Here is an 8,805-nt window from a genome sequence, read left to right on the forward strand (position 1 = left end):
CAAGTGCCGGCGAGCTTCGCCGACGTTTCGCGCAGCGACATCGCGCGCTTCAACGCGTTCTTCCACCGGATGCTCGATGCGGGCGTGTACTTCGCGCCGTCGGCATACGAGGCCGGTTTCGTCTCGAGCACGCACGACGACGCCGTGATCGATGCGACCATCGAAGCGGCGCGCGGCGCATTCGCGGCGCACGCCGCTTAACCGCGCGGCCCGCGATGTTCTCGGAAGCCGACTTCATCCATATGCAGCGGGCGCTGACGCTCGCCGCCCGCGGCATGTACACGACGACGCCGAACCCGCGCGTGGGCTGCGTGCTAGTCAAGGACGGCGTCGCGATCGGCGAGGGATTCACGCAGCCCGCCGGACAAGATCATGCCGAAGTTCAGGCGCTGAAGGACGCGCGGCGGCGCGGTCACGATCCGCGGGGCGCGACGGCCTATGTGTCGCTCGAACCGTGCAGCCATTTCGGGCGCACGCCGCCTTGCGTGCATGCGCTGATCGATGCGCGTGTGAAGCGCGTCATCGCGGCGATGGAAGATCCGAACCCTCAGGTATCCGGCAGCGGCTTGTCGAGGCTGCGCGACGCCGGCATCGACGTGCGCTGCGGCTTGTTGGCGAACGAAGCGCGCGAGCTGAACGTCGGCTTCGTATCGCGCATGACGCGCGGCCAACCTTGGGTGCGGATGAAAGTGGCGGCGTCGCTCGACGGCCGCACCGCACTGCCAACGGGCGAGAGCCAGTGGATCACCGGTGCCGCGGCGCGCGCCGATGGGCACGTTTGGCGCGCACGCGCTTGCGCGATCTTGACTGGCATCGGCACCGTCCGCGAGGACGATCCGCAGCTGACGGTGCGCGAGATCGAGACGCCGCGGCAGCCGCTGCGTGTGTTGGTCGATAGCCGGCTGGACGTGCCGCTGACGGCCCGCCTGCTCGATGGTGCGCCGCCGCTCGTGTTTTGCGGGAGTATCGATGAACGCAACGCAGCTCGCGCCGAGGCGCTGACGGCGCGCGGCGTCGAGGTCGTCTCGCTGGTCAACGCGCACGGCAAGGTCGATCTGCCGGCGATGCTCAAAGCGCTAGGCGCGCGCGGGATCAACGAACTGCACGTCGAAGCCGGTCACAAGCTGAACGGCTCGCTGCTGCGCGAGGGCTGCGTCGACGAGTTGCTCGTGTACCTAGCGCCCAGCCTGCTGGGAGCCGATTCGGCCGGCATGTTCGACTTGGCGGCGCCCGGCGCGCTCGATGCGCGAACGCGGCTCGTTTTCCATGCGGTCGATCGCGTCGGCGACGACCTGCGCATTTTAGCGCGGCTGCAAACGCCGTCGGCGCCTCACTGAACAAGGAAGGACTACTTACGATGTTTACGGGAATCGTCGCGGCCGTCGGCCGTATCGAGACAGTGAAGCCGCTCGGGGCGGACGAAGCGGCAGGCGTGCGCCTGACTATCGAGGCCGGTGCGCTGGACCTGACCGACGTCGCCCTGGGCGACAGCATCGCCATTCAGGGCGCCTGCATGACGGTTGTCGCGAAGACCGCTCGCACGTTCGATGTCGATGTCTCGCGTGAGAGCCTGAACTGCACGGTAGGCCTTGCCATTCCGGGGGCCGTGAATCTGGAAAAGGCGCTGACGGCGCACGAACGGCTGGGCGGCCACATTGTGTCGGGACACGTCGACGGGCTCGGGACTGTTACGCGGTTCGCACCCGTGGGCGAATCGCATGAGTTGCGCGTGCTCGCGCCGAAAGACATTGGCCGCTATCTCGCCTACAAGGGCTCGATTACCGTGAACGGCGTGAGCCTGACGGTCAACAGCGTCGACGATCGGGCGGAAGGCTGCGAGTTCTCGATCAATCTGATCCCGCATACGGTTGAGGTCACCACGCTCAAAGGCTTGCGAGCCGGCGATCAGGTGAATCTGGAAGTGGATCTGATTGCGCGGTATGTGGAAAGGATGCTATCGACGACGTCGCAGACGAATCGCTTGTAAGGCGCGATGAATTCGGACCCCGAGTCCAGCTCGCCCCCGCTACACCCTAGCGTGTCCCACATGCGCTCACTCGGCGCCGATCATCGACTGGACGTTCGTCGAATTCGATTGGGCATTCGGCAATTGTGGTTTCGGCTTCAACAATTGGATGATCGACGCACGTCTCGCGGCCGAACTCAGCATTGTTCTCGGACATCGCACGAAAGTTGTACATGTGCACATCTAAAAACCTGCGAATTGCCGGTGCACCGCCGTCACATCACCGACTGGCCTCGCTGGCGCGACGGCCTGCCGCTTGCTCAGTACCAGACGTTCTGATGGCCCGTTTCACGCATGCCTACGCCTGTGCCGGTGATGTAACGCCACACCCCTCACCGCCCCCCTTCCCCTTCGAACAACTCGACATGCTCGTCGAACACGCGCTGCTGACGTAGCAGCGCGTCGTCGAGGTGCGCGAGCAGCGCGCGTTCCGCCGCATCCGGATCGTGCGCGACTAACGCGTCGAGCACGCGCTGGTGCTGCGCAAGCGTCATCGCCCCTTCTTCCGGCTCGCGCGCCGTCACATAGCGCACGCGATCGATGGGAGCCCTAACCAAGTCGATCAATTGCAGCACCTTCGGCAGCCGAGCCGCCGCGCCCACCGCCGCATGAAAGCGGTTGTCCTGCCGGATCGCCTCCACCGGATCGTTCCGTTCGATCGCACGGCGGTGCGCTTCCTGAATATCGTGCAAGGTATCGAGCTCGCGCGCCGTGACCTGTTCGGCCGCACGACGAATGCTCGCGCTTTCGAGTACGCGCCGAATCAACGCGCCCTCGGTGAACTGCTCCCGCAGCACCGGCGCGACGAAGGTGCCGGACTGTGCCGCGATCGTGACGAGCTCTTCGCGGGCGAGCCGCTGAAGCGCCTCCCGCACGGGCGTGCGCGAAATGCCCAGCGTTTCGCTCAACGCGCGCTCGAAGATCACGTCCGACGGTAAGACGGCCATGGTGACGATCGCCTCACGCAGCAGATCGTAAATCTGCGTGGACAGCGGCAGCGCGCGGTCCAGCGACGTGGCGCGGGGCAGCACGCGGGCAATGAACTGCTGGGGATCGTTACGGTCGGTTTTCATGAGCCATGGGCGGGGCGCCCCAATCAAACAAGCATTCTACGGGTTGGCGGTCGTGCGACCCATGCACTGACCGTTGCGACGCAGCCTATGAACACATTCCTCGTCGAGCGACATGCAGAAAATTCACCCATCATGCCGTTCAACTAGTATATTAGTCAACCGAAGCGCTCGCCGATTCGGCGCGACCTTCCCGTCCTCCGTGCGCCGCTTGGACTCAGCCGTTCAGCAACACGCCGCGCCGCGCGTGGACGTTCCAATCAGATCAAAAGGAGACAGCAAGTGCGTTCGTACCTCGCTTCTGCAGTGCTCGGATTTTGTCTCGTTGCCAACGGCGCGGCGCAGGCCCAAACCGCAGCCGCCGGCAGCACGGCGGCGATGAAGGTCGCGCTTTCCAACAATTACGCCGGCAACAGCTGGCGGCAAACCATGCTCAAGAGCTGGGCCGAAGTGGCGGACCCGGCCGTCAAGGCCGGCATCGTCGCGGCGGCGCCCACGTTCACGACAGCGGAGAATCAAGCCACCGAACAGGCGCAGCAAATCCAGAATCTGATCTTGCAGGGCTACAAGGCCATCGCCATCGACGCCGCCTCCCCCACCGCGCTCAACGGCGTGATCAAGCAGGCCTGCGCGGCGGGCGTGACCGTCGTCACGTTCGACGGCATCGCAACGGAACCCTGTGCGTATCGCATCGCCGTCGATTTTCATCAACTGGGGGCCATGCAGATCGACTACATGGCCAAACGGCTGAACGGCAAAGGCAATCTTCTCGAGATCCGCGGTTTGGCCGGCGTGTCGGTCGACGACGAAATTCACCGCGGCATCACCGACGAAATCAAAAAGTATCCGGGCTTGAAAATCGTGGGTTCCGTGCACGGCGATTGGACGCAAACGGTCGCGCAAAAGCAAGTGGCCGGCATCTTGCCGACGCTGCCGAAAATCGACGGTGTGGTGGCCCAAGGCGGCGACGGCTACGGCGCGGCCAACGCGATCAAGGAAGCCGGGCGCCCCACCCCGATCATCATTCTCGGCAACCGTCAGGAAGAACTCGCCTGGTGGGCGCAGCAGCGCAAGAACGGTGGATACGAGACCCTCTCGGTGACCATCCCGCCCGGCTGTTCGACGTTTGCGTTCTGGGTCACGCAGCAGTTGCTCGCGGGCAAAAAGCTGCCGCACGACATCCGCATGCCGCTCATGGCCGTCACCGCGGACGAACTCGACGCCGTTCTTGCCAAGACGCCCAAGGGCGGCATCGCCAACAAGCTGTATAGCCGCGACGAGGTGACGAAGATCGTCGACGCCAAATAAGCGCTTAGACGCTTGCCGCCATGCACACCGGACGAACGAAGCGCAGGAGGACGAATTGATCGACGCCCATGCTCCCGTGCCGCCGCGCTCGAGCGGCGCGCCGCCGGCGCTGATCTCGCTCGAGGGAATCGGCAAGACCTTCGGCCGAGTGCGAGCGCTGGCGGACATCGGCTTCGAATTTCGCTCCGGCGAATGCGTCGGCATCGCCGGCCACAACGGTGCGGGAAAATCGACGCTGATGGCCGTACTCACGGGCGTATTCCGGCCCGACGCGGGCACCATGACGATCGAGGGCCATGAAGTGGCCGGCTACGATCCGAATGCGGCTCGCGCCGCCGGTGTGCGCTGCGTGTTTCAGGAGCTATCGCTGTGCGCGAACCTGAGCGTGGCCGAGAACATGCCGATCCTGCACCCGGAACTTCGCGGGCACGACTGGCGGCGCCGCGCCACGCGCCTCATGCTCGAGCAGCTCGATGCGATCTTTCCGGGGCACGGCCTGAAGGGTCACGAGCTGATTGCCGATCTCACGCTGACCCAGCGTCAGATGGTGGAGATCGCGCGCGCATTCACGGTGGTCAGCGATCCCGTGAAGCTCGTGATCCTCGACGAGCCCACGTCGAGTCTCGACGCGCATACCGCCGCACAGTTGCTCGCTTTCGTCGGGAAGGCGGGTGAGCGCGGCATTGCGACGATCCTCATCAGCCACATGCTCGGCGAGATCGTGCGTGCGGCGCATCGCGTATTGGTGATGCGGGACGGCCGCGTGGCGGCGGTCTTGCCGCGCGAGGCGATCACGCACGATGCGATCGTGGCCGCGATGGGCCAGGATTTGGATGCCGGCGCCGGACAAGCGACGCGCCGCGAGACCGGCCGTGACAGTACCGAGGCGGCGCCCGCTTACCAATGGACGATCGGAGCAGGAGCCGGGGCGCGAATCGATGCGCGGCGCGGCGAAATCATCGGCTTGGCGGGGCTCGCAGGTCAAGGACAGAGCGAGGCCTTGCTAACGATCTACGAGGTGGCCACGAAGGGTCGCGAACGCGTGGCGTTCGTGGCGGGCGACCGGCCGCGCGATGGCGTCTTTCCGCTGTGGTCGATCGCGCAGAACCTGGACATACGGTGGCTGCTCGACGCTCGCCGCAAGGCGAATTCAAAGGCGACGCCGCTCGCCTGGCTGCCGCGCGTGATCGATCGCGGTGCGGCCCGCGCGCTCGCCTCCGCGTGGACCGAGCGCATCGGCATACGCGGCGCTCCGTCAGGCGCGGGCATTCTCTCGCTGTCAGGCGGCAATCAGCAAAAGGTGCTGTTCGCACGCGCTCTGGCATCCGACGCTCAACTGATCCTGATGGACGACCCCACGCGCGGCGTCGACATCGGCACGAAACGCGAACTGTACAAGCTCATCGGCGAAGAGGCCGCGCGCGGTCGCACGTTCATCTGGTACACGACCGAGAACGATGAATTCGCTCATTGCGACCGAACGTATGTTTTCGAGCGGGCCGTGTAACGCGGCTACTGCATGCCGACGAGTGCAACGAGCAGTCGCTGCTGGCGGCGAGCTTCGCGGACTTCGAGGAGGTTTCGGCATGAACTGGACGCTCGATCGCGCGACGCTGCGCGCACTGCTGCCCGCGTTCTCCCTCGTCGCGGTGCTGGTGCCGATCTTCTTACTGCAGCCCGCCACCTTCAGCTATTTCGGCCTTGGCCTACTGCTCAATCTCGCGGTGCCGCTCGTGCTCGCCACGCTCGCGCAACTCGCGATCATCACCGCGAACGATCTGGATCTGTCGATCGGGCCTTTCGTCAGTTTGGTCGCTTGCATCGGAGCAACGCTGCTGGCCGACCGGCCGCTAGTCGGCCTAGCGGCGCTCGCCGGTTGCGTGCTGCTCTATGCGGCCGTGGGCGCCCTCGTCGAATTCCGGCAGATTCCCTCCATCGTCGTGACGCTCGGCCTCTCGTTCGTCTGGAACGGGCTTGCCGTCTTGCTGCTGCCCACACCGGGCGGTTCGAGCCCCGCGTGGCTCACTTCGGTCATGGGCTATCAAACCCCTTTCGTCGCCGCGCCGATCCTCTGGTCGACAGTCATCGCCGTGCTCGGGCACCTGCTGCTGATGCGCTCCTCGTTCGGCGTGCGGCTGCGCGGCACGGGCGGGAACCCGCGCGCGATGCGGCGCTTCGGCTGGTCCCTCGTGCGCGGCAAGGCGCTGCTGTACGGCATCGCGGCTATCTTCGGCGTGCTCTCGGGGCTCTGCCTGCTTGGCCTGACTACGTCCGCGGACGCCAATCTCGCTCTACGCTACACACTGCTTTCGATCGCCGCCGTGATACTCGGGGGCGGCGAATTCATCGGCGGACGCGTATCGGTGATAGGCGCCGTATTGGGCGCGACGACGCTCACGCTCGCAGCCTCGTTTCTCGCTTTTCTGAACGTGTCGCCCGATTGGCAAGTCGGCATGCAAGGCGCGATCCTGATCGTCGTGCTCTCGCTGCGCGTGCTGCTGCAACGGCGCGGAGGTCAATCATGAGCGGCAACGATTCGGGGCCCCGCACGACGGTTAGCGTGCCGGCGACGAGCGGCGGCTCGCCCAAGCCCGCCCTAGGCTTGGATCTCGCGGCGCGGCTACGCTCGCGGGAAGCGCCCTGGCTCTGGTCGTTCGCGGGCGCGCTTCTCGTCTGGTTCGTCATTGCCGGCGTGTTCGGCTTCTCGATCGCGGTCAACGTCGTCGTCACCGCGCTGGTGTTTGCTGTTTTCATGGTGCTCGTGGGCCTCGGTCAGATGATCGTCATCACGGCCGGTCCGGGCAATATCGATTTGTCGATGCCTTCCGCGATCGCACTCAGCGGCGTACTGGGCGTGCAATTGATGAAAGGCCGCGACGATTTGATTCTGCTCGGCATAGCGGTGGCGCTCGCGGTCGGCGTGCTCGTGGGCCTGGCGAACTATCTGCTGATTCGCGTCCTGCGCATTCCCCCCATCATCGCCACGCTCTCGTCGAGCTTCATCGTGCAGTCGGTCGCGATCACGCAGAGCCGCGGCATGCCTGCCCCGCCCCACGCACTGCAAGCCTTCGCGAATGCGCGCCTCGTCGGCGTCCCCGATATCGCATGGCTCGCACTCGTGCTGTCGATCGCGCTGGCGCTCCTCCTTCATCGAACGGTGTTCGGGCGCGGTCTTTCGGCGCTCGGCCAAAACGCACGGGCCGCTTGGCTCGCCGGCGTGCGTGTCGAACGCGTGCGCTGGGTGACCTATGTCCTCGCAGCGATCATCGCCGCGTTGACCGGCCTCCTGCTGGCAGCCGTTTCAGGCGGCGCCGCGCTCGACATGGGCGTGGAATACATGCTGATCTCCGTGGCGGTGGTCGTGATCGGCGGCACCGAGGTGGCGGGAGGCAAAGGCACCGTGGCGGGCGTTTGGGGCGCGTCGCTGTTCCTGTATCTCACCAATGCCATGCTCAACGCGTTGGGCGCCGGCGCCGGCATGCGTTCGATCGTCTATGGCGTGCTCATCATCGCGGTCGTCGTCGCGAGCGGAAGGAAAGTGCGTCAATGAGCGAAACCTGCACGCATTGCACGATCGCGACGCGGTCGGAATCACTTTAGGAAAGTAGGAAAGGAAACATGAATCCCAACGAATACGAGGTCCACGACGCGCGCTTTCGCGCGTTGCTTCAGCCGAACGCCCAGTTCGAAAAGCTCGCGGGCGGCTGCATGTGGGCCGAGGGGCCGGTGTGGTTTCCGGCAGCCGAGTTCCTCGTGTGGAGCGACATCCCCAACAACCGCATGATGCGCTGGGTGCCCGGCATCGGTACGGGGGTGTTTCGTACGAACGCGAACTTCAGCAACGGCAACACGCTGGACCGGGAGTGCCGGCTCGTGAGCTGCGAGCACGGCACGCGCCGCGTCACCCGCACCGAGCACGACGGCCGCATCACCGTCATCGCGGACCGCCACGAAGGCCGCCGATTCAATTCGCCCAATGACGTGGTCGTTCGCTCGGACGGCTCCGTTTGGTTCACGGATCCGGACTACGGCATCCTGAGCGACTACGAAGGCTATCGCGCGCCAAGCGAAATCGGCGCCTGCCATGTGTACCGCGTCGCCCCGGAAACCGGCGACGTGCAGCGCGTGGCCGACGATTTCGCGAAGCCGAACGGCTTGGCATTCTCGCCTGACGAAACGCGCCTCTATGTGGCCGATTCCGGCGCATCGCACATCGAGAACGGCCCGCACCATATCAGGGCGTTCGACGTCGACGCACAAGGTCGGTTGCGCAACGGCCGCGTTTTCGCGGACGTCGCGCCCGGCGTGCCGGACGGCATGCGCGTGGACGAGCACGGCAACGTCTGGACCAGCGCCGGCGACGGCATTCATTGCTACGCGCCCGACGGGACGCTGCTCGGC

Annotated in this window: 7 protein-coding genes and 2 pseudogenes; 8 read left to right on the forward strand and 1 reads right to left on the reverse strand. The window is 65.5% G+C overall.

Features of this window, described 5'->3' with window-relative positions:
- From ACTHNR_RS10350 to ACTHNR_RS10360, 3 genes and pseudogenes are all read left to right on the forward strand, one after another.
- Positions 1–201, forward strand: a pseudogene (locus tag ACTHNR_RS10350) (aspartate aminotransferase family protein); the annotation flags it as partial.
- A 14-nt stretch (positions 202–215) separates the two neighbouring features.
- Positions 216–1,337: a bifunctional diaminohydroxyphosphoribosylaminopyrimidine deaminase/5-amino-6-(5-phosphoribosylamino)uracil reductase RibD gene (gene ribD, locus ACTHNR_RS10355; RefSeq protein ID WP_440547509.1), complete on the forward strand. Its 1,122-nt coding sequence runs from the start codon at positions 216–218 to the stop codon at positions 1,335–1,337.
- Positions 1,338–1,357: 20 nt separating this feature from the next.
- Positions 1,358–1,987, forward strand: a complete 630-nt coding sequence (locus tag ACTHNR_RS10360) for a riboflavin synthase (protein WP_440547510.1) — start codon at positions 1,358–1,360, stop codon at positions 1,985–1,987.
- 371 nt (positions 1,988–2,358) lie between these two features.
- Here the strand turns inward: ACTHNR_RS10360 and ACTHNR_RS10365 are convergent, their stop codons facing one another.
- On the reverse strand, positions 2,359–3,099 hold the full coding sequence (locus tag ACTHNR_RS10365; protein WP_440547511.1) for a GntR family transcriptional regulator: 741 nt from the start codon (positions 3,097–3,099) through the stop codon (positions 2,359–2,361).
- A 375-nt stretch (positions 3,100–3,474) separates the two neighbouring features.
- On the opposite strand from ACTHNR_RS10365, the gene ACTHNR_RS10370 reads away from it, so the two are divergent.
- The 5 genes and pseudogenes from ACTHNR_RS10370 to ACTHNR_RS10390 form a co-directional block, all read left to right on the forward strand.
- Entirely contained in the window at positions 3,475–4,404 is a 930-nt protein-coding gene (locus ACTHNR_RS10370; RefSeq protein ID WP_440547515.1) for an ABC transporter substrate-binding protein, read from the forward strand.
- 76 nt (positions 4,405–4,480) lie between these two features.
- Positions 4,481–5,994: pseudogene (locus ACTHNR_RS10375) on the forward strand (ATP-binding cassette domain-containing protein).
- The gene (locus ACTHNR_RS10380) at positions 5,991–6,929 is read left to right on the forward strand and encodes an ABC transporter permease (protein ID WP_440547512.1); all 939 of its coding nucleotides are present in this window, start codon (positions 5,991–5,993) and stop codon (positions 6,927–6,929) included. Before ACTHNR_RS10375 ends, ACTHNR_RS10380 begins: the two are co-directional and overlap by 4 nt.
- Positions 6,926–7,954: an ABC transporter permease gene (locus ACTHNR_RS10385; protein WP_440547513.1), complete on the forward strand. Its 1,029-nt coding sequence runs from the start codon at positions 6,926–6,928 to the stop codon at positions 7,952–7,954. The genes ACTHNR_RS10380 and ACTHNR_RS10385 overlap by 4 nt, the downstream gene beginning before the upstream one ends.
- Positions 7,955–8,022: 68 nt before the next feature.
- Positions 8,023–8,805: SMP-30/gluconolactonase/LRE family protein (locus ACTHNR_RS10390; RefSeq protein ID WP_440547514.1), on the forward strand; the 783-nt coding region annotated here is incomplete at its 3' end.

The sequence above is a fragment of the Trinickia sp. genome, assembly GCF_051954495.1.
Taxonomy (GTDB): Bacteria; Pseudomonadota; Gammaproteobacteria; order Burkholderiales; family Burkholderiaceae; genus Trinickia.